The sequence below is a fragment of the Paenibacillus sp. lzh-N1 genome (assembly GCF_002872435.1).
GTDB lineage: Bacteria > Bacillota > Bacilli > Paenibacillales > Paenibacillaceae > Paenibacillus > Paenibacillus polymyxa_C.
In genome coordinates, this window is sequence record NZ_CP025696.1 from 1,933,333 (window position 1) to 1,956,826 (window position 23,494).

The window sequence follows — 23,494 nt, forward strand, 5'->3', positions numbered from 1 at the left end:
TTATGAGGACAATCACCGGTCGCTATATTATGCAGAATTGTCTAGGTTGGTAGATGGGCCAGGCGTCCTGATTAGGTAGGGCTTTTACCGTGCCCCTATATTTCCGCTCGGAGTACCCGAGCCAATCAGATCGCTTCCTTTGGCCAGCTTAAGGAAATCACCCAGCTGGATGGAACCGTCTGCGCCTCGAGTGATGGAAGGCACGAGACTGACAAAGTCGTCTGCACTGGCTGCGAGACCTTTGGCATTCGTCGTTTTTTTGTTTTTCCACCAAACATTTGAGTTATCTTGATCTGTGCCACTTGTTTTATCACTTGCTGTTCCTTCAAAAGAGAGATTGTTAATGAACACGTGTTCACCCTTGTCAAAGGCGAAATTGCTTTGTCCATTGTCCCATGAAGTATTGTTGGTCAAAGTAATTGTGCCAGGGTTGCTATTGTAGGTGAATCCGTGTTTTTTGTTCTGGAAAGCAATACTGTTTTTTACAATATGGTTGACTTTGATTTTGTCTCCACCCAGCTTAAAGCCGTTGCCGTCACTGTTCGCAGTAGACGTTCCATCAGAGGTTTGCCCGTTGTGATGGGCCACACTGTTCAAAATGGTTACGGCACCGATAGGGCCTGTTTCCGTTTTGCTGTACAGATCCCAGCCATCGTCTACGTTGTACGCTGCCAAGCAGTTATCGAACACATTGCCTGATCCTACAGTCAGTTTGGCTGCGAAGCCATCGGCATCCTCACCATTATCGGGATCGGCATTATCGTGAGAGTAGGAATTCAAGATCAAATTGTTCGCAGGCCACTCACTGGTGGAAGCGTTAGGGGAATAACGCCCGAGTTGAAGTCCGGTGTCCCGATTGTGGTGGGTTTCAACATTTTCAATTCGGTTATTACTGCCGCCGATATAGATACCGTTATCTCCGGCACCTTTGACTTCAAGACCTTTGACCAGCCAGAAGTCTCCGTTAAGCTGAAGTCCCCGATTGGCTGAACCAAAGGCCTGAGCAGAAAAATCAAGTACAGGCTTTTCGCTACCGTAAGCGACTAACCCCTTGAGTGAGCCGTTACTGCCGTTATTTCCACGCTGAATTGTAATCGTTGAAGAGTAGGCGTAGTTACCACCGCGCAGGTAGATGGTTTTACCAGGAGCAATTTGTGTCAGTGCTGCTTCGAGGGTGGTAGGACTAGATATCGTGCCTGGATTGGACACGTTACCATTAGGAGCTACATACAGATCACCTGCCGCTAACGTGGTGGAAACAGCTGCTGAATCGGTTGCGCTGACGGCCTCCTCTGTGAGTGTGGTAGAGGGGAGGTTGTTAGATGGAACATCTGCGTAAGCGGTTCCAATAAGGCAAGAAGAAGCAAAAACAAAAGAAACACCGAGTCTTAGAGCGTTAAAGCCGTTTTTTGAACGATCATTCCGTTTAAACATGTAAATTCCTCCTTATCTGAGCTCATATTTTAAAAGAAGATAGCACATATAAAAGTGGATCATGCTGTCTTTCCATTAAAAAACAGGACACCTCCTGGGGGACAGATTGATCTATCATAAGTCCAAAACGCTCTAAGAAGTATATGCACAGTGTAATATATGTTAACGTTTGCATCAACAGTTTTTTGTTGTTTTTTTGATATTGTGAAAAAAAGTTCACACTTTTGTTTCAACTAAAAATATGGTTTTGCAAGGCTGGGAAAATTTGATTATACTTAAACATTATACATATAATAGAAATGAAAACTGGGAGAAAAGGTGGGTTTAGCGCATGGAGAGCGGGAAGCATTTGACGAGTTCAACTTCCGAACCATTGCAGGAAAAGCGACCGCGAATGAACAATGAGATGATCGATTGGCTTAAGGCAATTATTGCAGCCATTGTGCTCGTGTTCATTATACGTTGGCTGTTATTTGCGCCATTTATTGTTGAGGGAGCATCCATGGAACCGAATTTCAAAACAGATGAACGAGTGGTCGTGAATAAGGTGATTTACGATTTTCGTGACCCCAAGGCAAGCGAGGTTGTTGTATTCCATGTAAAAAAGGAACAAAAGGACTTTATTAAGCGTGTTATTGGAGTGGCTGGAGATACAATTCAGTATCAAGGTGATCATCTTTATGTGAACGGTAAGAAAGTAGAGGAGCCATACATTCAAGGAGCTATCCAAGATGCTCACGCCAAGGGAGAATTATATAATAATGTGGACTTCCCAAACGGAACCATAACCGATTCCAAGGTTCCTGAGGGGTATATTTTTGTGATGGGTGACCACCGCAATAATAGTAGGGATAGCCGTGCTATTGGTTTTGTTTCCATCAAGGACATTGTTGGACGTGCGGATGTGATCTTTTGGCCGATGGATAGCGCGCAATGGGTTAAGCATAAATAATGTCAGAGTACGGGCATGGACATCACGAAGACAAGAGGACTTGCGTAAACTTTACGCAAGTCCTCTTTGGGCCATCTGTAAGGGATAGTTGTCTCAGCCTTTGACGGCCCCGGCCACTACGCCCTTAACAATATATTTTTGCAGAAAGATAAATACGATAATGGAGGGCAGCACAGCCATTACCATCGCGGTCATGGCATATTGCCAGTCTGATGTATATTGCCCAACGAAGGTATAGGCAGCCAGCGTAAGTGTTTTGGTGCTGGGTGAGCCGTTAACCATGAGAAGTGGAAGTAGAAAATCGTTCCATATCCACATCACGTCGATAATAACAATAGTGGCGGTGACCGATTTCAGCAGAGGAAAGATGACGGAAAAGAAAAGCCGAAAGCCTGAGGCTCCATCAATCTTGGCGCTTTCGTCAATCTCGACCGGAATGCCTTTCACGAAGCCGTGATAGATAAACACTGCCAGCGGGGCTCCGAAACCCCAGTATAGCAGGCCAAGTCCCCAAGTGCTGTCTGCCAAATTTAAGTCTTTTGCCAGTCGCAGGACAGTGAGCATGATGGACTGAAACGGGATCAGCATCGGCATAATGCATAGCATGTAAATCACGGAGCTCCATTTGCTTTTGGTTCTTGCCAGCTTGTAGGCCGCGATGGAGGATATCAGTACGATACCTGCCAGGCCGACGACGGTGATAATAGTGTTATTCAGAAATAAACGAGGATAGTCAATGAACTTCCATACGTATACGTAGTTATCCAGCGAAAGCTGCTTGGGCAGCGCAATGACGTCGGTCATGACCTCAGCGAAGCTTTTGAACGAATTGTTAATGGCGAGAAACAGCGGGTACAAAAATAACAGCGATAATACAATCATGCCCGCTTCCAGCAAAATACGTCCTGTACGGCTGCGTTGCATCAGGCTTCAACCTCCCTGCGTTTGAAAATAGACAATTGAATAATCGTAATGATCAGTACTGCAACGAATAAAATCAAGGCTTTGGCTGTTCCGTAGCCATACAGATTGTTCTGGAACGTATCTCGGTAAATATCATACGCAATGCTGTATGTCGTACCTCCTGGTCCACCGCCAGTCAGAGATAAAATGACGTCAAACACCTTGATCGAGTTGGTCAGTGCCATGAAGACCGAGATCGTAATCGAGGGTGCGAGCATTGGCAAAATAATACTGAAAAATCTCCGGATCGGCCCTGCTCCGTCAACGATGGCAGCCTCTTTTAGATCCTCAGGTACAGATTGCAAACCTGCAATATAAATGACCATGTAAAAGCCAATGGATTGCCAGATGGATACCGCCAAAATGGAAATAAACGCGAGCCCTTCCTCGCCTAGCCAACTGAGCTGGAAGATGCCCCAGCCTGTACTGTGGTCCAGTGACTCAAAGCCTTGCATAAAGATGAATTTCCATATAAAGCCGACAATAACGAGGCTGAGGATATAAGGTATAAAGAAAGCCGCGCGTAGCCAGGCCGAGCTTTTGAGCTTCATGTCGAGGACGAGTGCCAGCAAAATGGCCAGCACGTTTACCAGCACAATGTACAAAATGGCGTATTTGATTGTAAACCAGGCTGCATGTGCAAAGTTAGCGTCTCCGAGCAGGATTTGCTTGAAGTTATCTAGACCCACGAATTTCGGATGTTTGGATATACCGTTCCACTTGGTCAGGGAATAGCGTATCGTCATCAAAAACGGAATATAAAATGCAATTGTAATGCACAAGATTACGGGCAATGTGAATAAACCAAATTCCAGCTTGCTGCCCTTGTCGCCCCATGTTCCCCTTTTTTTCAGCATAACGCACCTCTTTTTCTCAGCATTTTCCGGTCTTTCGCTCCAAGCTGTTTAAGATATAATGAAAGTATAGGATAGCCCCTAGGGCCGGACCAATGGATTTAAGAAAACAGTTGAGGGTAAAAATGTGTACGCTTTCAAAAGGAGCGGTTATCATGATGTCAGGGCGTGTAGGGACAATTCTTCGATCCATGTGGAAGCGGATTACGCAAAAATTAGTGAACAAGCTCATTCTGCTTTTTACGTCGGTGATTATTCTGGTGGTGGGCTCACTCACGATTATTTCCTATCAGATGATTGAAAAGGAGTCGGTCAACCATAGCATCGCCAGCACGACGAATAATCTGCTGCTGGTCAATCAGAATTTGGAGGATTACTTGGAGGGGATGCAGCAGCTGGCTCTGCCACAGCTTCGCTATAACGATATCATGAACGCGATTGCTAATGAGAATCGGGACTATGCTGCACGAATGGTCATTGAAAATTACTTGCGCAACATGTTTTATTCCCGCAATGATCTGGAAGCGATCTATCTATATGTGGCGGACCGCCATCAATACTACGTAGTGACTAGGGAGACGTATAACATAACGGTACGCAAAGGAATAAACACGGATCTTCCCAAGCTTCCCTGGTATAAAGAGGCGATGGCCAGCACTGCAAACGAATCTTTTCAATCTTTTGTGGAATCCCGCTCTGATATGGGCTATGTGGCGCCGCAAGCCAGTTTTATGGCTTACCATCGAGTGCTGAGATCGATTGCATCCCGTCACCCGCAGGCAGTGTTGTCCTTTTATTACAACACGAGCGCTGTAGATGAAATCATGCGGAATATTCCACTGGGTAAAGGGGATCAACTGATGCTGATCAGCCCCGAACGGGTTCCCTTTTATGTGAACAGTCTTCCGCTGTATGAACGAATGCGTGATTCTGGAGTATTAGCTCAGATCGGAGAGGGAGGAAGCGGACAAGTAACGTGGTCAGACAGCAACAGCAACCAGGAGTATTTGGTCGTTTATGATGCAGGCCAAAAGGACGGGTGGCAGCTCATCAAGCCGATTCCATACCGCCAAATTTATGAAGCCGCTACGACCACACGGAATTGGAGTTATGTCATCGGGGCTTTATTTTTAGGTGTGTCTATTATTTTGGTGACATTGACCTCGAACGCGATTACCCGACCTTTACATAAGCTATCTACCCAGATGAAACGGTTCAGCACCGGAGATTTTGAGGCAAGGGCTCCTGTGAAGGGGCACGATGAGATTGCCTATTTGTCGCTGCATTTTAACGAAATGGTCCAAAGAACCGAAGAACTTATTAATGAGCGCTATCGTATGAAGCTGGTCGAAAAGAATGCCATACTCAAGGCGCTGGAGGCTGAGATTAATCCCCATTTTCTGTACAATGCCTTACAAGCCATATCCACACAGGCATTAAAGCGGGAGATGTTCGACATGGCGGATATGGTGGATGCATTGGCCCAAACTCTGCGCTATTCCATCAACGGCAAGGATATTGTAGCTGCCCGCGAGGAGCTCAGGCATATTGAACGGTATATAGGTCTGCAAAAGGCAAGATTCGGGGCGAGACTTCGAGTCGAAGTGGTATGGGAGGACACGCTGATGGAGCTGCCGATTCCGAGGTTATCCGTGCAGACGTTGGTAGAAAACTCTATCAAGCATGCGTTGGAAAAAGTATCAAGCGACATTCTGATCGTCATTTCGGCCGAATCAGGTGCTACAGACGCTACAATTGCAGTCAGGGACAACGGACCTGGAATTTCAGAGGACAAGCTGAAAGTAGTGCTGGATTCGTTCGATGAAAAATGGGAAGACCGGGAGAGCGAGCATATTGGCCTGAAAAATCTGAACACACGGTTGAAACTTTTGTATGGAGATCAGGCAGGGTTATTCATACTTACGGATGAAACGGGAACAGAAATGAGAATGCAAATTCCCCGGGGAGGAGTCAGCCATGTATAACGTATTGATTATTGACGATGAAGAACCGTTACGCGAAGCCATTCGTATTGTTGGAGACTGGGATCGTCTGGGTATCGAACATATTTATGAGGCGACGAATGGAAAGTTGGGAATGGAGCTGCTGGGTCAGCACTCTATCGATGTGGTGATGGTCGATATGAAAATGCCGGAGATGAATGGCATTGAATTTCTTCGTGTTATCGAGAAGGCATATCCCCATCTGCTGACGATTGTCATTAGTGGCTACAACGACTTTGAATTTACACGACAAGCGATTCAATCGCGGGTGGTAGATTATCTGCTCAAACCTATCAACCGCCAGGATCTGAATCAGGCACTGCGCAAGGCGGTGGACATTCTGGAAAGCCGTAAGCAAAGCCAAGACGAGTTCATTAATCAGAGCATTACGCTAAATATGTCACTACCGAAGCTGAAAGAAAAGCTCTATATGTCCATTTTGGACGGTAGCTTTAAAAAGCAGGCCAATACCGCGTTGCTGTCATTGATTGGAGCAGATCAGCAGGGGAACCGCTTTGGCGTGATCGTGCTGCGGCTGCTGAACAGGGATGAGATTCGCAGGACACGTTTTCATGGCGATGCCGATCTGATGGATTTTGCTGTAACGAATGTATTAGCGCAGACATCAGATGAACGGTTGCGTTGTTTTAGCTTCCCCCATCCGCGAAGAGAGCGTGAGGTCGTTTCTATCTGTACCCTGGCCTCAGGACAACAAGAACATATGTCCCTCCTACTGGCACAGGTGGCACAGAAGGCGGTTGCGAACCTGCATGGGCTGTTCAATATGGTGGTAGTAGCCGGCGTGGGCAAGCTCTGTACAGACGTGGTGGAGTTGGCTTCTGCTTATAGGGATGCCAAGACGCTCATTCACAGCACGGATGTGTTGAAGTTGGAAGGAGAATCTATTCTCCATACGGTGCCCCGGCAAGTGGGTGCGTCAGAGGAAGTGCCATGGACGGATCGACTGTTGTCGATCCAAAAGGATGCTCAGACCGGTCAAGCAAACCGGGCAAAGGTACTACTGAGCGATCTGTTGAAGCAATTGGCAGCAGGCTCTGTTTTCCGTTTGCAGGATGCGGACCGATTGCTGCGGGAGTTCCATTTTTTACTGAGAGAAGCAACGATTGAGCTGGGTACGCCTGTGTCTGCGTCTAATCAGGAGGAAACCTTAGGAGAACTGGGGCGCGTGGTTGAAGGCAATCTGTCTGCTGATTTTACGAGCTTTGCCGACTATAGTCAGAGATTACACCGCATGCTGGAGCTTTACATTGCCGGGGTCCAACATGCACAAGCGGGAAACCAGCCCTTTGATATTACAGAGATCAAAAGGTATATCGACCGTTACTATTTTGAAGATATCAAAATCTCATTTTTTGCCGAAACCTATTTTTTGAGCCGGGAATATCTGATGAAATTGTTCAAACAGCAGTTTGGTTACGGCATTCACGAATACGTACAGAAGGTCAGAATGGACAAGGCAAAGGAACTGCTGGGTGATTCCAGTCTGAAAATTCAGGAAATTTCCGATATGCTCGGTTACAAGGATAAAAACTATTTCAGTAAGGCTTTTCGCAATTATTATCAGGTGTCACCGTCGGAGTATCGCGTGAGCCTGCAATAAACCACTTTTTTACCCTTAACGCTTCACTAATCTGCCTTTTTAAATTGGACTATATTTTTTAGAATGAGCGCATGGACGTTGATCACAAACAGATGGGGGAGTATCCATGTTAAAGAAGATGATGGCGTTATCCGGCAGTTTGCTTTTGACGGTCGGTTTGTTGAGCGGATGTGGAGGCAGCGGCGGCACAGATGCGGCTAAAGAAAGCACTGGCGGCAAAGAAGATTTGAAAACGGTTACAATAAATATGTTTACAGCCTCACCGGAGTATACCGATGCTTTTAACGCGTATATCGAGGAGTATAAGAAGGTCAAACCTAACGTGAAGATCAATCTGGAGATCATGCAGGCAGACTACAACACAATTCTCAAGTCAAAAATAGCTTCAGGTAGTACACCGGATGTGTTCCAGACCACAGCCGGAGGCGACATCGACACCTATGCTGATTATAGCGCCGATCTGACCAATGAACCGCTGGCAGCAGCCATGACGGATGCTGTCCGGGCGAATATGAGTTCCAGTGACGGCAAGGTGCTCGGACTCCCGGTGAAGGGGAACCTGTTTTCGTTGATTTACAACAAAGATTTGCTTACCAAAGCTGGGATAACCTCCCCGCCAAAGACGATTGCAGAGATGCAGGATGCTGTTACCAAGCTGGAGGCGAAGGGCATTACTCCATTTGCGAACGCATATAAAGAGTGGTGGGTATGGAAGCACATCTTCATGCACTATGTAGATGCTGCCGCACAGGATGCAGGCGTGGAGTCGAAGCAGCTCGTTAGTGATTTTATCGCAGGTAAAGCAAAAATCAAGGACTACCCCGTGCTGTACAACAACTTCTTTAGCTTCATTGATTTGACGGTGAAACATGGCACAGATAAGCCGCTGGAACGGGACAGCAATGCGGGAGTAAGTGATTTTGCATCTGGAAAAGCTGCATTTATGACGGGTAAAGGTGCGTGGGATGAGGAAGCGATCAAGAAAATTAACCCTGATCTCAAGATTGGCATCATGGGATATCCGGTGAGTGACAAAGCGGATCAATCGGTCATCATTACCGGTGCAGATCAGGCGCTGCGTATCAATAAGGATTCCGAAGTATCGAAGGAAACAATTGAATTCTTCAACTGGCTGTACACTTCGGAATACGGTAAGAACTGGTTCTCCCAGGTAGCGAAGGTGATTCCTCCAATTAAGGATGCACCGCTTCCTGATCTGGAAATGCCTAAGGAAATGGAAAGCATTTTGAAAACGTCGAAGTCTGGTGATCTGTCTGTCAACTACTCGCTGGATACATTCCACCAAAAGTTTGGCGAGCTGATGCAAGCTTATATTAGCGGCAACATGAACAAGGATCAGGCGGTTGCAGAGATTGAGAAGGCATGGGTTCAATTAGGCTCAGCGCAATAAGACTAGTTTTCACAGAGGCGCCCTTACGGGCGTCTTTTTGTGTTATTGCTAAGAGCCGTCAAAAATGCAGACAAAAAAATATTTAATAATATTTAAATATTTACTTGCAAAAAGTTATTGAGTTGTGGATAATAGATTGTGTGCAATATATACAACTTTACGATATACATAATGACTGCACAGTGCAAATACGAAGGGATACCCCGGTTGGGGGAATCTCTTTATTTCGTTTGGACCGTGCCGATTATGCTTATAATAGACCGTGTAATTTGGAACGCATTTTTTAGTTATGTGGTAGAGATGAAAAAAAGGAGATGAGCGTTTTGAAGACTTCGTTGTTTACACCGTATACACTCAAAGATTTGGAGTTAAAAAATCGTGTGGTCATGGCCCCAATGTGCCAATACTCGGTGACGGCCAAGGACGGAATTCCGAATGATTGGCATCATGTTCACTACCTGAGCAGAGCTATCGGAGGCACGGGTCTGATTATTATAGAAATGACGGACGTGGAACCGGATGGACGGATTACGGATTATGATTTGGGACTTTGGTCAGACGAGCATGTCCCGGCTTATAAAAAGCTGGTCGACGGTATTCATGCGCACGGGGCCAAGGTGGGCATTCAAATTGCTCATGCAGGCCGTAAAGCTGAGGACGCAGCGGAGCCGGTGGCTCCTTCGGCCATTGCATATCCGGATGCGAATTATAAACAGCCGCGCGCACTGACCACGGAGGAAGTGCGTGGCATGGTGCAAAAATTCGCAGATGCTGCCCGCCGGGCGGTTCAAGCGGGCGTGGATACGATTGAGCTTCACGGTGCACATGGTTACCTGATTCACCAATTCCATTCGCCAGTTACGAACAAGCGGGATGACGAGTATGGTAAGGATTTATCCCGTTTCGGCGTTGAGGTTATCCAGGCTGTACGCAAGGAAATGCCTGCGGGTATGCCGTTAATCTTCCGCATCAGCGCGGTGGAATATGTAGATGGTGGATACGATGTGGATCATGCCATTGAGCTGAGCCGAGCATATCAGGCTGCGGGCGTGGACGTGATCCATGTCAGCTCGGGTGGAGAAGGCCCGGCTGGAGCCAGAAAGCCAGGCAACTATCCGGGCTACCAAGTGCCGTTTGCTCGCCAAATCCGCGAGGCGCTAAACATCCCAGTAATCGCCGTCGGTATACTGGATGACCCAGCCTTGGCGCAGTCTGTAATCGGCAATGAGGATGCCGATCTGGTCGCTGTGGGACGCGGATTGCTGCGCGATCCTTATTGGGCGATTCATGCAGCGGTGGCGCTGCGTGGCGAAAAGCCTTCCGTACCTGAACAATATCAACGTGGCTACTGAGGCCTAAGTAATCCCACGTTGTTTATATATAAACAGGCACCTGCAACGAAGTGTACGCTTCGTCGGGTGCCTGTTTTGTTTTATGGGCTGTCTTTATTTGTAGGATGGCTCCGGCACTTCATTTTGTAGAAAATTTATTTGTTTCATATAAGAGTTAGAATAAGTGCTGCTATAAGACATTAGATCCGCATGGCTGCCCTGTTCTACAATTTGACCATTTTGAACAACTAATATATGATCCGCGTGAATGACTGTTTGGAATTTATGAGCAATAATAATGATAGTTCGTTTACCCTTAAGCTCATTTAAAAGGTGCAAGATTAGAGATTCAGTTTCAGCGTCAAGGGCAGAGGTTAGCTCATCCAAAATGAGCACAGGTGCATTGTGAAGCAGTGCCCTGGCGATAGCCAGACGTTGTTTCTGGCCTACCGATAAATCATATTTTCCAGAAATAATATTAGTGTTATATTTTTCGGGAAGGGATGAGATATAGTCATGTAACCCCACCTTCTTTGAAATATTAACAACTTCATCTAAAGTAGCATTTTTATTGCCAAAGGCAATATTATCGAATATGGTTCCTGTTGTTAATAATTCTTCTTGTGTGACTACCGCTATATTTTTATAGAAGTAATTTTTATTCAAATCGTGCAATCTGTTATCCCCATAGTAGATCTCGCCCTTAGTCGGAATGACTTCTCCGGTTAGGAGCTTCACAATAGTCGTTTTACCAGATCCACTTTCACCTACGATACCTAACATTTGATTTTTTCTGATTTCAAATGAGATGTCATCAAGAATAGGAGTAAGATTGCTATAGGAAAAAGAAACACTTTTTACGTATATTCCATTTCCCATAAATCCCTCAATATTTGTGCCGTTCCAAACATCATTTAAATTGAAAAAGTTAAGAATCCTTTCAGCTGAAGCTACCGCTGATTGCACACCTACGTTTAATTGCGACAAGCGTGATACAGGTTGTAGCAACTTGACTATATATGTACTGAAAGCAACCAGTGTACCTAAAGTAATCTCTCCATCAATCAGTAAAAAGCCTCCAATAACTAGTAAAAGTAAAGGGAAAAATCCGCTTAAAAAATTACTGATTATACCTAGTAGCAGTTCTCGCGCAAAAAGTTTTTTCAAAATACGAACCAAAAAGATTTGTTCTCTGCAAAATAGCGCACTACTATATTTTTGACGGTTAAATCTGATTGAAGTCCATTTTTGTTTCAAACCTAACTGAAGGGTTTCTGTCATATTTTCATATTGTTTTTTGTAGGCCACATTTAATTGGTACACTTTCTTTTTGGAATTGTAGTATAAGAAAAAGTAAATAGGGATAAAGATCAGGGAGACCGTTGCCAGTTTCCAATTCATAAAATAGAGAACAACAACGGTTGCGACAATTGTCAGACAGTCCGTAAACATAGCTATAAATGCTTGATTTAGCAATCCAGTAAGAGCCTCGACATCATTATAGAGTAAGGAAATAATTTTTCCGGGGGGCTGATGACTTCGTAAATTAAGATTTTGTTGATAAATATCATTCCTCAATCGGAACTGTAATAAATTTTTGATTTTAAAAATGATTGAATCTCTCAGTGCTCCTGTCAATCCTCCACCAATTAGTAGTAATAAAAAAAGGCTGCCTAAATAGCTGATTTCTTTAGCTGAGAGTGTTTCTGTGTTATAGGAATCTATCAGCCGTTGCATTAAAATAGGTTGGTAGATCATGAATAATATATTTATAACAATGATACTAAGTACAATAATTTGTAGTGCCAGTAAAGGCTTAATGTATTTTCTGATTAGTTGGAACATAAAGTAGGCCCTCCATATTTGGGGATAAAGCCAGATAGAATCAGAGTAGCTAGATCGGCATTGTTAATAAATAATATGAAGTGATATAGAGGCACAATGCCGAGTAGTTATTATTAACCTAAAAGGATACTTCTTTGTTCTTGGGTAAGTTGGAGGTATAAATTTATAGTGGCGTTAATGAAGTTCTTAGTTACTTTGCAAAGTTTACCGACAGGTTGATTGACATTTCCGTTCTCCGCGAAGTTCTCTTGATGGCATCCCCCACCACAGAGATTTTTGGCCCAACACTTTGAACAGGTGGTTCTATTTCTTACTGTTGAATTCTCAATGAAATCATACTGTTTGCTCAATGGATTTTCATCAAATAGATTGCCAATAGAGCATTCATCCTCGCCTACAAAACGATGACAAGGGAACAAATTTCCCCTAACATCAACAGCGGCCGCATTCGTACCCGCTCCACAAAAGTGGATTCTAGGACCGCCGGAATGAATTTTACTAAGCATGCCAAGGACATTGGACATTTTTTTTGCTGTAGCATAGTCTTTCCGTTCCAGCAACTCTCGGAAATGCTCTACGAGTTTAACCATTTCTTTGGATAAAGTATCGTAATGCTCGTCCGATAGGGAATAAAGTGCTGGAGATAAATATATTTTTCTAAACCCCAGTTTCACTAAATGGTCAAAAGATTTAGAAAGGTCAAACTCTGCAGGAGTTACAGTACCTCGTGCGCCAATTTTATGGTCTTGTCTCATTTCTTCTGTGCGTTTCAAAAGTAAATCGTAGGATCCTTGTCCACCTTTGAAAAAACGATTGAAATTATGTGTTTTCTCATCACCATCTATGCTGGTCTGCACAGCAAAATGGTGTTTGTAAAAAAAGTTTTTGATTTTAGGAGTAATAAGTGTACCATTCGTAGTTATTGAAAAAGTAAATTTCTTATTATGAATTTCAGATTGCTCATGAACATACTGCACCGTCTCTTGTATGAGAGGGAAATTTATCAAGGGTTCCCCACCAAAAAAAGTGATATTTAACTGTTCAATTTCTCCCGATTGTTGGATCAGAAAGTCTACAGCAGATCTAGCAATCTCTGATGTCATTTTCCCTTTTTGATTATATTCTCCCTCCTCCCCGTAACAGTAAGTGCATCTAAGGTTACATTCTTGGACCATAAACAACGTCAGAGAGGATAATTTAAACACTTTATGCGATTTATCAAGCACCCCTATTTTTTCAACATCTGATATGTTGGTATCTGTGGTAATAATATATGCTTCTTTCATATTTTGGATGGCTTCTTTTACTTGTGATAATTCATAACGCTTGGCCAAATCCTTAACAACGTGCTCCTCGTTTTTGCCTTTACTATGTAGAATATCGATAATTAATGAGTCAATCTCAAATATGGCATTCGTCACAACGTTATAAAAGAAGGTTTTTGAGGCAACTTCAAACAATTTATAAGGGTGAAAATGAATGATTTCATCTTTTTTATCCTGAATCAGATTAGCCATTTCAAAGACCTCGCTTTTATTATTGGGATATTTTAAGAAAGGGAAAACGGGATTAATTTTAATTAATCCCGTTTGGTAAATAAAGAAATCAAAACATGATATTAACATCTCTTAATAAACATTCCTAGAAATATTCTAGGTATCGGAATTAAAACACCCATCAAGTGTGTCACATGCTGCGCAATAATCTTTAGTATCACAGTAATAGCAGAAATCATTTGCCGAACAACCGTAAGCACGTACAGGTTCTTTAATCCCTGCAATTACGTTAATTTGTTTTAACATCGTTGTCACCTCCTTCTATTAGGCTATGCGGTGTATGGATATGTAAGGTATATAGAAATCATACACTCAAAAAGGAAAAATATGTGTTACAAAATTTTGTATAATATTATTATTTTTTGTATTATTCGAGCGACTTATATCACATCTTTAACTACTTTCAAGATGTAAAATAAATAATTTTGTTATATATGTAAATAAAGTTTATAAGAAGATATAATTGCAATTTTTTATTGATTCATTACTACAATAAATGTATGATAAATGGTGATTATTGTAATGGGAGGTTTAGAAATGGATTATATTATTGAAACGAAAAAGCTCCGCAAACAGTTTGGGACGCCGGTAGCCGTAGACGATGTTTCCTTACATGTGGAGCGGGGGAGCATTTACGGTTTTCTTGGTGAGAATGGAGCTGGCAAGACCACTACCATCCGTATGCTGATGAGGCTGATTGAGCCTACAAGCGGGGAGGTTTTTTTATTTGGCGAACGGCTGGAGAAAAACTATCCGTCTATCTTTTCCAAGATTGGTACAATTATTGAAACGCCGGGTCTATATGAAAACTTGAGTGCACGCGATAATCTGAGAATATGCTGTAAGTACATGGGGATGAAGGATGATGGAAGAATAGAACGTACCTTAACCACGGTAGGTTTAGAGCACACCGGAAAAAAGAAGTTCAAAGATTTTTCTCTAGGAATGAAGCAGCGATTAGGGATTGCCAGGGCACTTGTTCATGATCCTGAGTTGCTCATATTGGATGAGCCAACAAACGGACTGGATCCATCTGGAATTAAGGAAATTCGTCAACTTTTGAAGCGGTTGTGCGAGGAAGACGGGAAAACAATTCTTATTTCCAGCCACATTTTGAGCGAAATTCAGCAGTTAGCTACACACATCGGGATTATACATAATGGAAAACTGTTAGCGGAAGATCGTTTGAGCCGGTTAGAGGAAGGCTTTGAGCAATATACAGATGTAAAGGTAGATGATGCAGAAGCAGTGCAAGCATTTCTGCAAGAGCACATGAAGCAGCTTCAATCTAATGTGATATCCCCACAACAACTAAGAATTCATAGTCAGATTGAGAATACAGCTGCGTTAAATAAGCAGTTAATAGATCATCAGTTTTCAGTCTATGAGATACACACCACAAAGCAGACACTGGAGGAGTACTTTCTAACACTCATTTCAGAAGAGGGTGAGCGGCATGATTAGAGCAGAACTTATTAAGCTTAAAGGCTCTAAAGCCTTCTTGTTGAGCTATATTATATTACTGGCTGTTGTACTGTTGATGTTTGGATTGAGCGCTATTTTTTACAGATATTCAATTGATAATCTGGGTTGGGACTACTATTTTACAAATATTGTTTCCTTGGTCAATATTGCAGCCGGATTTATCAGCTATTACATTTTAACTGGTCATATTTTTGCAAGAGAGTATCAGGAAAACACGCATCTGTTTATGTTTACCACGCCTGTCACCAGGGTTAAATTTTATTTTAGTAAATTGATCCTTATTTATGGATTTATAATGGTATCCTTATTTTTTGTGCTGTTTTTGTCTGCATTATTAGGCATGCTCATTACAGATCGTCCCTTAACGATGGCTATCTGGGTATACCAAATCCATGTGTTTGCTAGAATGTGTGTGATGCATGCCATGTTAATCCCGATCGCCTCTTTTTTTGCTATACGCTGGAAGAGCATTATGGTGGTTGTGCTCGTAGTTTGTACTGCTATATTTTTGAATTTTATATACAAAAGTGAATGGTACCCTTGGATTGTTCCCGTTCTTTTATCTCCCAATGAAGGAAGCGCGGTCAGACATGTCAATATTCCTATAGCGTGGTTCAGCTTATTCGTGATCTTTCTTCTTGGATTGTTTTTATCCGTATGGACATATCAGAGAAGAGCCTAAATGAAGAGTTTTTGAAGGAGGGCTACTATGTTTGACCTGTTTAAAGCAGAGTGCTTGAAACTGAAAAGAACTAAAATTCTTTGGTTGAGTGTGATAATTTTAGCATTAACCATTATTTTGCAATTATATAGTTACGCGGGTAGTCCCAAGTATTCGATAGATCGTGATGGTTGGAATGACTATTTTATGAGTATTGTTACTCTTATTAATTTTCTGACTGGGTATATGAGCTACTACATTTTGACCTGCTATATCTATGCGAGAGAGTATCAAGAGAAGACGCATATTGCCCTGTTTACAAACCCGGTTCGTCGGAGTCGTCTTTACTTCAGCAAGCTGCTTGTTATTTACATGTATATCGCTGTTAGCCTGTTGTTGGCATTTGTACTATCTGCTCTATTGGGTATGTTAATTACGACCAGACCGCTAACCTTTGAAATCGTTAGGCATCAGCTTGGAATCTTCACTAAAATGATTCTTATGCACGCTATGCTCATCCCGATCATTACGTTCTTCGCTATACGATGGAAAAAATTTGTGCCCGCTATTATGGGGATGTGTACGGTTATGTGTTTAAATTTTGTTTTGGTTAATGCACCGGGGAATACCTTTTATCCATGGACAGTACCCGTATTGTTTTCTCCGCATGGCACGCTTGGGAGAACATACACGAATGTCTCTGGAGGGCTCATCAGTATTTGTTTCATTTTTGTGCTGGGACTTTTTTTGGCGTTGCGAAGCTATACCCGTATAGAGACAAAGTAGAGTGTGTAAGCAGAAAAAGACGATGAGTGTCCATATAAGATTGGCTGGATAAGTATGTAAAATGTTGTCGCTTAAGGACGGATTTACGTGCTATAATTCCAGTAACAACAGAATGGCTTAGGTGGGCGGTCGGCTAAGTCTCCCGGAAGGGAGGTGATGCCTGTGGAGGTTAAGGATGCTCTGACATTAATGATGATGTTCGGCACGCTACTAGTAGCGTTGATCGGATTAATCGTTACCATTGTTATTGCGCTGAACCAAAACAAAAAGAAATAGACCGCCCTGCTCAAGGGGAAAACGGTCTATTTCTGTAGATCGCCTTTGAACAGCCGACCGCTCTTCAAAGCGGCTGTTGCCAAGAGTAGGGATGTTACCAGCATCCTTGCTCTTTTTTTAGTATATCCTTCTATCATTTATTTTAGCACATCTGAATAACCAATGTAACTGAATAACGCTGTTTACTTGGTGAAGATTTTAACTTCCTTTGGAGCAAGAGTCACAGTGATCGAACCGTTGTTAATCTGAACGGAGTCGTTGCTCAGCTGGTTAGTCAGGCGGGTTCCGTTGGACAGATTATCGAAGTTGCCAATCGTGCGGGTTTGACTATTCCAGGAGTTGTTGATAAATACGATGGCCTCGTCGCCATTTTTAGAGCGCTGAAAACTGTAAAAGGAGTCGTCCACCCATTTTTCCTTTTGGCTGCCGTTTTGCAGAGCAGGGTGGTTATTGCGCACATTGTTTAGCTTAGCGATGTACTGATACAGGTCATGGTTGGCGTTGAAATTCATATTTTCCCGATTGGCGGGATCATCTCCACCACTATAGCCTTGCTCTGTGCCTTGATAGATAATTGGAATCCCACGCGACGTCAGAGTAAAGCCCAATGCAGCTTTGAGCTGTGGCCATTTGTCATAGTTAGCACCCGGCTTGCCAGAGGCGTCATTCAGGAAACGTTTTACATCATGATTGTCGATAAATACACCGTTAGTCTGAGCATCACGATAGTAACGATCATCGGAGTAGCGGTCCTTGATTTTTCTCATGGATTGATCGTGTCCGAACACGTCCTTGATTGTATAATACATCGGAAAATCTAATGCGGCATCGAGATACCGGGTGTAATCCCCCACATAAGCAGGGTCGCCATGGAAAATTTCACCCATGGTGAAGGTATTGGCGGCTTGGTCAAAATCCTTTAGAAAACCCTTCGGTACATGCTTGGCGGTATCCAACCGCAGTCCGTCAATGCCTGTCTCATTAAGCAGCCATTTGATCCAGTTTTTAAGCTCGTTTGCGGTAGCGGGGTTTTCATGATTTAGGTCATCCAGTCCAGCTACATCACCATTTTCGATTTTCCATTGATTGTTGGAGTTGTAGTCCCCGTCTGTAATGTCACCATTGTGATGATACCAGTCTGCTTTGTCAAAAGGAGCCTTGGCGAACCCGTTCCCCGGTTGGAAATCACCTGTGTGATTCACAACTACGTCCAGCATCACAGCAATATTTTTGTCATGTGCCTTGCGAACCAGCTCTTGGAGCTTGTCCATTGTTCCGAGATGCCCATCTACTGCATAAAAATCATACGTATGATAGCCGTGGTAAGCGTATTCACTCTTTTGCATCGTTACCGGGGTAATCCAGATTGCGGTAAACCCCATATTTTTAATGTAGTCGAGTTTGTTAATAATACCTTGAAAATCGCCACCATGCCACTTGCGCTGATCACTATTGTTGGAATTGAAGCCACCGTAGTTATCGTTGGATGGATCTCCGTTGCTGAAACGATCTGTCATGATAAAATAAATGCTCTGTTTGCTCCAGTCTGTGTTGAGAGAAGTGGGGTTGGAAAGGGTACCCAAATCCATAGGGGTAAAGGCGCCTGAAGGCGCCTCCGTTTGAGCAGTTACTTCAACTCCGTTAGAGTTGGGTGCGTAGGTAGAAGTGCTTACGTTTAAGGATACACCTGAAAGTTTTTCTGCTTGGATAGGTCCTGTAACTTCGTTGAGGTCGGTTGCGTAGGTGGAAGTCACTACGCTGAGGACGCTCCCGGAAGGTGCCCCTGTTCGGATAGTTCCTGCGGCTCCGTTAGAGCCGGGCGTGTAGGTAGAAGTTCCAGTGCTGAAAAGGTAGTTTTTGGTATTGTTACTGTCCCAGTTGTTATTGCCATCATTAAAAGCGGCTTCCAATTGGGAGGCAGAACCGATATCGACGGTAATTTTAGCATAGCCGCTAATTTCGGCATCCTGCATTTTCACACCAGGTGCAGCAGTCCAGCTACCACCAGCCGGACGGTAGTGAATGTAAGGTGAGTTAAAGCCTTTTTTGTAGTATACCGTTACTTTGTTAGTTGTACCGCCGCCATCCCCGGGATTCGCACCCGATGGAGCGCCTGAAGTGATCGTTCCTGCATTGCCACTATTACCGGGCGTGTACGTAGAAGTGCCCGTGCTGAAGGAGTAGTTTTTGGTATTGTTGCTGTCCCAGTTGTTATTGCCGTCGTTAAAAGCGGCTTCCAATTGGGAGGCAGAACCGATATCGACGGTAATTTTAGCATAGCCGCTAATTTCGGCATCCTGCATTTTCACACCAGGTGCAGCAGTCCAGCTACCACCAGCCGGACGGTAGTGAATGTAAGGCGAGTTGAAGCCTTTTTTATAGTATATCGTTACTTTGTTGCCTGTACCGCCATTATTGTCAGGCTTGGCTTTGCTGATGATATATTGTTTGAATCCACTCAACTCACCGGTTGGTGAGCCATCATTGTTGACGAGATTGTTGATGCGCAATAACGTAAACCCGTGATAACCGAACTTCGTGATTTTCTCCTCGATTTTTTGGAAGCCGCTACCGCCTGTCGGAAGTGCATTTTCACCATTCAGGCGAACACCCTTGGCATTCGCGATGGAGGAGATGGTATCAACCAGGGTGGATGGCAGCGAATAATTCGGTGCTGTGCCACTGTCACTCATCTCCAGGCAAGTAAATGTCAAGTCTAGATCGGCATCCTTGAATTTCTGAATGAGACGGTTGTAATCATAATATCCACCCGCTTGTTCTGTGCCGTGCGGCATGGCAGGATTGTTCATTTGCCAGTGCAGACCAGAAATTTTGGCCCCGATCCGGACACCAAACACAGAATCGAAGTTTTTGTGGGCAGCTGCTCCGATGACACCTAGATGCTTCTCAAGCACACTTTGGTACCACGACAGGAAATCCTTTCCATACGCGGAATTATACCCGCCGTTCGTGTAAAATCCGTCCCCGTCGGTCGGTGGATTGATTTGGCTAAGGCTGGTAAGCTTGGTGCCCCAAGCAGCATTAATCTTGTCCAATGATCCGTACTTGTCATTCATAGCTGTGCGGAATGCATTTTTGGCTGTTTCAGTATAAGCTTGGAACTTGCCTCGTCCCGGGTAGCTCCATCCTGCTGCTGGATAGTAGGACGGATAGCGCAATTCCCCGGAAGGACCGCCGCTCAAATAAATTTTGGGAATGATACTTTTATACCCGGCAAAGTTTTCAGCGAATGAGGCATACAGCTCGTCATATTGTTTACCGGTCCCGCTCCACAATGGGGAAAGGGCTTCGCTATTGGCATAGCCGTTTTCGTCCTTGAACTGCATTTCATCTGCACTGCCCTTGCTCGATAGCCAGCTTGGCAGTGGGATGTTGCAGTCATCTCCCACATTTCCTCCACATTTATGCGTTGAGATGATAGGGACCCACTTCAGTCCCGCTTCTTTCACGGCATTTGCATAGGTCTTGTAGTAGCTCCAATCAAACTGGTTATCTCCTGCGCTTTCTACATAGCCCCACCAGACATCAGTGGTAATGGCATACACGCCATTGCTTTTCAACGTTTGTAGCTGCTTTTTAAAGGAACCCCAGTCATTGATTTTCGCCAGCGGTCCCATAACGGAAGCTTGAAAATCATCTGCAACCGCAGCGCTCGCCGTATTAGAGGGTGAGCCAATGAAGGCGGTCAGAGACAGCACAAGGCTTAGTAGAAGCATACACCCTTTTTTCCATAGACTTTGATACAAGGTCAAACCGATCATCCTCCCCAAAGCATAGTCTAATTCGACAACATTTTGTAAACGTCTACAAAAATAGTATAAAGCAAGCGGTTGCACAAAAAGAAGAATTTATTGCACATTAGAGGTGGACAAATATGACATTTTGCGTTAGCAACCGTATGCATAAATTAGACCATACAAAAAAAGACACAGGTCTGATTAAGACATGTGTCTTTTATCGCTATTCCCGTGAAAGGGGAGGAAAAGCCCAGTGTGTATGCAAGCAACGCATGAGACTATCTGCTTAATAGATAGGGCGATTTTTTTCGTCGGGAATACCACTTTTGCGATAAAAATACGTATTGATCCGATCCCGCCATTCCTTGGCGTGCTCTGTCTGATGCTCCAGCCGCGTCAGCACCTGTTCATAGACCAATTCATTTAGATGCTCCCGCAGACTAATCCATGTTGCTTGGAGATGGGCCGCACGTTCGGCACCTTCAAAATGAGTATCATAAATATGCTGTATGACCGTTTGGCTGGAGTGGAGCACGTGCGTATAAGGAACATGGTGAAAGAATAAGAGCAGCTCATCCGGACAGGTGTCTGTAGATTCGTAGATTTCGGCAACAGGAGGAAAATATTGTCCTGCATAGCCCGTTCCAGTTGCAGTCGTGCGATCTACCCCGATCCCCCAGCAATCGGCAAAATGGTAGGTGCCCCACATCGAATATTCATATCCATCTACATCCGGCCCATAGTGGTGATTGGGACTGACCATCCAGCCGACCCCCAGAGGGGCGGTGTAGGACTCGTAGATATTCCAAGAATCGAGCAGCATTTGCTTAATAGTAGGAATCAACTCAGGATCGCCGTAGTCCTTGCCTTGATTGCTAAATGTCAGCCGAACCCATTCATCCGCGATTTCATCTGCGGATAGATCCGGGTCCCATGACAACCGGCCGTAGCCGTAGAGATTGGACTGGGCGAGCAAATGTCCGGTCCAATTGGTGTCTGCACCAATATTGGAAACAGCGGCTATTCCAAAGTTCGTGCCCTTGGGAACATGATTCGTTGGCTCCTCCTGGAAACTGCCGCTGCCTGCATGGACAGTAGCCTTCCTGTGATGAGAACCAGATTCGCTGTTGCTATGCAAAGCGCCACTCACGATACGTTTGATGGTGGAGCCTTTCCCCTGTGCATAGGTGTCAAAATCAAGCACTTCCTTCCATTGCGGAACCAGGTAACATAGATGCTTTTGTTGTCCGGTATACTCCTGTGCAATTTGGAATTCCAGCAGTACCTGAGTGGCTTCCAGCGCGCCGAACAGGGGGGATACAGGCTCTCGCACCTGAAAATCCATAGGGCCATTTTTAATCTGTAAAATGACATTATCCCGGAACAGTCCATCCAGCGGTTTAAAATGGTCAAAGGCCGCGCGAGCCCGATCCGTCTTGCGGTCACGCCAGTCCTGTTTGCAGTCGTAGACAAAGCAACGCCAAATCACACGTCCGCCATAGGGCCGTAGTGCATCCGCCAGCATATTGGCTCCATCGGCGTGGTGGCGTCCATAGCTGAAGGGTCCGGGCCGATTTTCAGAATCGGCCTTGACCACAAAACCACCCAGATCGGGAACGGCTGCGTAAATCTCCTGGGCCTTGGTCTTCCACCATTCAGCTACACCAGGGTCTAGAGGATCGGCTGTAGTTAATCCACCGAGCTGAATCGGGCTGGCATAGTTAATGCTCAAGTAGATTTGGATACCATAGGCGCGAAAGATGGCAGCTACTTTGGCTACATCCGGTAAAAAACGATCTGTTATCAGCTCGGTTTCTACCTGATGGACATTCACATTGTTAATGGATATCGCCTGAATGCCTACAGAAGCAAGTAGACGGGCATAGTCTCGAAGGCGCTCCATATTTGTAGTAAAGGCATTGTTGTTGTAGAAAATAGATGCGCCGGCATATCCACGTTCAACACTACCATCCATGTTATCCCAGTGATTGATCATGCGTATCGGATTAGCTGGATTGGACAATAGGTCTAAACTGGGAGCATGCAATGATTCCTTGGCAGTGGGCTTCAGTTTGCCGTCTAGTCCTCCTTGCAGGTAGCGCAGCAAGTGAAAGACTCCATATAATACCCCTTTGGAGGTCTGACCCGCAATTATAACGCACTGTCCTTTGATATCATCGTGATCTTGACCAGTTGAATCAGCCAGTTTCTTAGCCTCTACCCCGCGAATTCGATAGCCTTCTGCGCTCACTTCTGCCTGTTCCTCTGCACTAAATCGTTCTGCAATACATGAATGGTCTTGGAACGTACCCAGCGCAACGAATGGTACATGGACAGGAATGGTACTCATCTTTGGCTGCTGTCCAAACATAGAGGCCAATCCTTGCTGAAGCTCACTCGCAGCTGTCTGAAGCACTTCATCATCTGTGTCATGAACCACGATGACCCTGCACCAAGCAGGCATTTTTTCTATAAGACGATCGCGGTGGTAGTGTAGCCAAGCGTCATAGCCGCTCCCTTTAGGCATATCCATACGCTTGCTCATATTATTTGAACCT

The 23,494-nt window shown here is 44.4% G+C and carries 17 protein-coding genes; 9 read left to right on the forward strand and 8 right to left on the reverse strand.

The features are described from left to right. Nucleotides 1-84 precede the first annotated feature (84 nt). Nucleotides 85-1,434, reverse strand: a complete 1,350-nt coding sequence (locus C0638_RS08765) for a right-handed parallel beta-helix repeat-containing protein (RefSeq protein ID WP_058711429.1) — start codon at nucleotides 1,432-1,434, stop codon at nucleotides 85-87. A 331-nt stretch (nucleotides 1,435-1,765) separates the two neighbouring features. Between C0638_RS08765 and lepB the strand changes: the two genes are divergently transcribed. Next, complete coding sequence (gene lepB, locus C0638_RS08770) at nucleotides 1,766-2,386, forward strand: signal peptidase I (RefSeq protein WP_013373702.1); 621 nt, start codon at nucleotides 1,766-1,768, stop codon at nucleotides 2,384-2,386. Between the two features lie 93 nt (nucleotides 2,387-2,479). On the opposite strand, the gene C0638_RS08775 is transcribed toward lepB, so the two are convergent. Then, nucleotides 2,480-3,310 carry a carbohydrate ABC transporter permease gene (locus tag C0638_RS08775; protein ID WP_039271872.1) on the reverse strand — a complete coding sequence of 277 codons (831 nt, stop codon included), beginning with the start codon at nucleotides 3,308-3,310 and terminating at the stop codon, nucleotides 2,480-2,482. Next, nucleotides 3,310-4,206, reverse strand: a complete 897-nt coding sequence (locus C0638_RS08780; RefSeq protein WP_013373700.1) for a carbohydrate ABC transporter permease — start codon at nucleotides 4,204-4,206, stop codon at nucleotides 3,310-3,312. Before C0638_RS08780 ends, C0638_RS08775 begins: the two co-directional genes overlap by 1 nt. A gap of 122 nt (nucleotides 4,207-4,328) precedes the next feature. Between C0638_RS08780 and C0638_RS08785 the strand changes: the two genes are divergently transcribed. From C0638_RS08785 to C0638_RS08800, 4 genes are all read left to right on the forward strand, one after another. Further along, nucleotides 4,329-6,188, forward strand: a complete 1,860-nt coding sequence (locus C0638_RS08785) for a sensor histidine kinase (RefSeq protein ID WP_025676621.1) — start codon at nucleotides 4,329-4,331, stop codon at nucleotides 6,186-6,188. Next, nucleotides 6,181-7,827: a response regulator transcription factor gene (locus tag C0638_RS08790; protein ID WP_058711430.1), complete on the forward strand. Its 1,647-nt coding sequence runs from the start codon at nucleotides 6,181-6,183 to the stop codon at nucleotides 7,825-7,827. The genes C0638_RS08785 and C0638_RS08790 overlap by 8 nt, the downstream gene beginning before the upstream one ends. A 106-nt stretch (nucleotides 7,828-7,933) precedes the next feature. Further along, nucleotides 7,934-9,238, forward strand: coding sequence for an extracellular solute-binding protein (locus tag C0638_RS08795; protein ID WP_040102576.1), 1,305 nt, complete (start codon nucleotides 7,934-7,936; stop codon nucleotides 9,236-9,238). 323 nt (nucleotides 9,239-9,561) lie between these two features. Next, nucleotides 9,562-10,590, forward strand: coding sequence for an NADH:flavin oxidoreductase/NADH oxidase (locus tag C0638_RS08800; RefSeq protein ID WP_025676626.1), 1,029 nt, complete (start codon nucleotides 9,562-9,564; stop codon nucleotides 10,588-10,590). Nucleotides 10,591-10,683: 93 nt separating this feature from the next. Here C0638_RS08800 and C0638_RS08805 read toward each other — a convergent pair whose 3' ends face one another. The 3 genes from C0638_RS08805 to papA form a co-directional block, all read right to left on the reverse strand. Next, entirely contained in the window at nucleotides 10,684-12,414 is a 1,731-nt protein-coding gene (locus C0638_RS08805; RefSeq protein ID WP_102163445.1) for an ABC transporter ATP-binding protein, read from the reverse strand. A 113-nt stretch (nucleotides 12,415-12,527) separates the two neighbouring features. Next, complete coding sequence (gene papB / locus C0638_RS08810) at nucleotides 12,528-13,931, reverse strand: PapB family radical SAM/SPASM ranthipeptide maturase (RefSeq protein ID WP_102163863.1); 1,404 nt, start codon at nucleotides 13,929-13,931, stop codon at nucleotides 12,528-12,530. Between the two features lie 135 nt (nucleotides 13,932-14,066). Continuing rightward, on the reverse strand, nucleotides 14,067-14,216 hold the full coding sequence (gene papA, locus C0638_RS25160) for a freyrasin family ranthipeptide (RefSeq protein ID WP_158657699.1): 150 nt from the start codon (nucleotides 14,214-14,216) through the stop codon (nucleotides 14,067-14,069). A gap of 291 nt (nucleotides 14,217-14,507) precedes the next feature. On the opposite strand from papA, the gene C0638_RS08815 reads away from it, so the two are divergent. The 4 genes from C0638_RS08815 (at nucleotide 14,508) to C0638_RS25620 (ending at nucleotide 17,178) form a co-directional block, all read left to right on the forward strand. Next, nucleotides 14,508-15,434, forward strand: a complete 927-nt coding sequence (locus C0638_RS08815; RefSeq protein ID WP_058711026.1) for an ABC transporter ATP-binding protein — start codon at nucleotides 14,508-14,510, stop codon at nucleotides 15,432-15,434. Further along, nucleotides 15,427-16,137, forward strand: coding sequence for an ABC transporter permease (locus C0638_RS08820; protein ID WP_013373694.1), 711 nt, complete (start codon nucleotides 15,427-15,429; stop codon nucleotides 16,135-16,137). Before C0638_RS08815 ends, C0638_RS08820 begins: the two co-directional genes overlap by 8 nt. A gap of 27 nt (nucleotides 16,138-16,164) precedes the next feature. Then, complete coding sequence (locus C0638_RS08825; protein ID WP_013373693.1) at nucleotides 16,165-16,902, forward strand: ABC transporter permease; 738 nt, start codon at nucleotides 16,165-16,167, stop codon at nucleotides 16,900-16,902. Between the two features lie 162 nt (nucleotides 16,903-17,064). After that, complete coding sequence (locus C0638_RS25620) at nucleotides 17,065-17,178, forward strand: putative holin-like toxin (protein WP_010347020.1); 114 nt, start codon at nucleotides 17,065-17,067, stop codon at nucleotides 17,176-17,178. Between the two features lie 182 nt (nucleotides 17,179-17,360). Here C0638_RS25620 and C0638_RS08830 read toward each other — a convergent pair whose 3' ends face one another. Next, nucleotides 17,361-20,951 (reverse strand): family 14 glycosylhydrolase, encoded by a 3,591-nt coding sequence (locus C0638_RS08830; RefSeq protein WP_058711027.1) that lies wholly within the window; start codon nucleotides 20,949-20,951, stop codon nucleotides 17,361-17,363. Between the two features lie 271 nt (nucleotides 20,952-21,222). Next, nucleotides 21,223-23,481 (reverse strand): alpha-glucuronidase family glycosyl hydrolase, encoded by a 2,259-nt coding sequence (locus C0638_RS08835; protein ID WP_058711028.1) that lies wholly within the window; start codon nucleotides 23,479-23,481, stop codon nucleotides 21,223-21,225. Nucleotides 23,482-23,494 lie beyond the last annotated feature (13 nt).

Coding starts and splice junctions, on each gene's coding strand:
- papA (WP_158657699.1), bottom strand. CDS start 14,216: ATGTTAAAACAAATTAACGTAATTGCAGGGATTAAAGAACCTGTACGT.
- C0638_RS08775 (WP_039271872.1), bottom strand. CDS start 3,310: ATGCAACGCAGCCGTACAGGACGTATTTTGCTGGAAGCGGGCATGATT.
- C0638_RS08835 (WP_058711028.1), bottom strand. CDS start 23,481: ATGAGCAAGCGTATGGATATGCCTAAAGGGAGCGGCTATGACGCTTGG.
- C0638_RS08785 (WP_025676621.1), top strand. CDS start 4,329: ATGTGTACGCTTTCAAAAGGAGCGGTTATCATGATGTCAGGGCGTGTA.
- C0638_RS08780 (WP_013373700.1), bottom strand. CDS start 4,206: ATGCTGAAAAAAAGGGGAACATGGGGCGACAAGGGCAGCAAGCTGGAA.
- C0638_RS08825 (WP_013373693.1), top strand. CDS start 16,165: ATGTTTGACCTGTTTAAAGCAGAGTGCTTGAAACTGAAAAGAACTAAA.
- C0638_RS08790 (WP_058711430.1), top strand. CDS start 6,181: ATGTATAACGTATTGATTATTGACGATGAAGAACCGTTACGCGAAGCC.
- papB (WP_102163863.1), bottom strand. CDS start 13,931: ATGGCTAATCTGATTCAGGATAAAAAAGATGAAATCATTCATTTTCAC.
- C0638_RS08805 (WP_102163445.1), bottom strand. CDS start 12,414: ATGTTCCAACTAATCAGAAAATACATTAAGCCTTTACTGGCACTACAA.
- C0638_RS08795 (WP_040102576.1), top strand. CDS start 7,934: ATGTTAAAGAAGATGATGGCGTTATCCGGCAGTTTGCTTTTGACGGTC.
- C0638_RS08820 (WP_013373694.1), top strand. CDS start 15,427: ATGATTAGAGCAGAACTTATTAAGCTTAAAGGCTCTAAAGCCTTCTTG.
- lepB (WP_013373702.1), top strand. CDS start 1,766: ATGGAGAGCGGGAAGCATTTGACGAGTTCAACTTCCGAACCATTGCAG.
- C0638_RS08765 (WP_058711429.1), bottom strand. CDS start 1,434: ATGTTTAAACGGAATGATCGTTCAAAAAACGGCTTTAACGCTCTAAGA.
- C0638_RS08815 (WP_058711026.1), top strand. CDS start 14,508: ATGGATTATATTATTGAAACGAAAAAGCTCCGCAAACAGTTTGGGACG.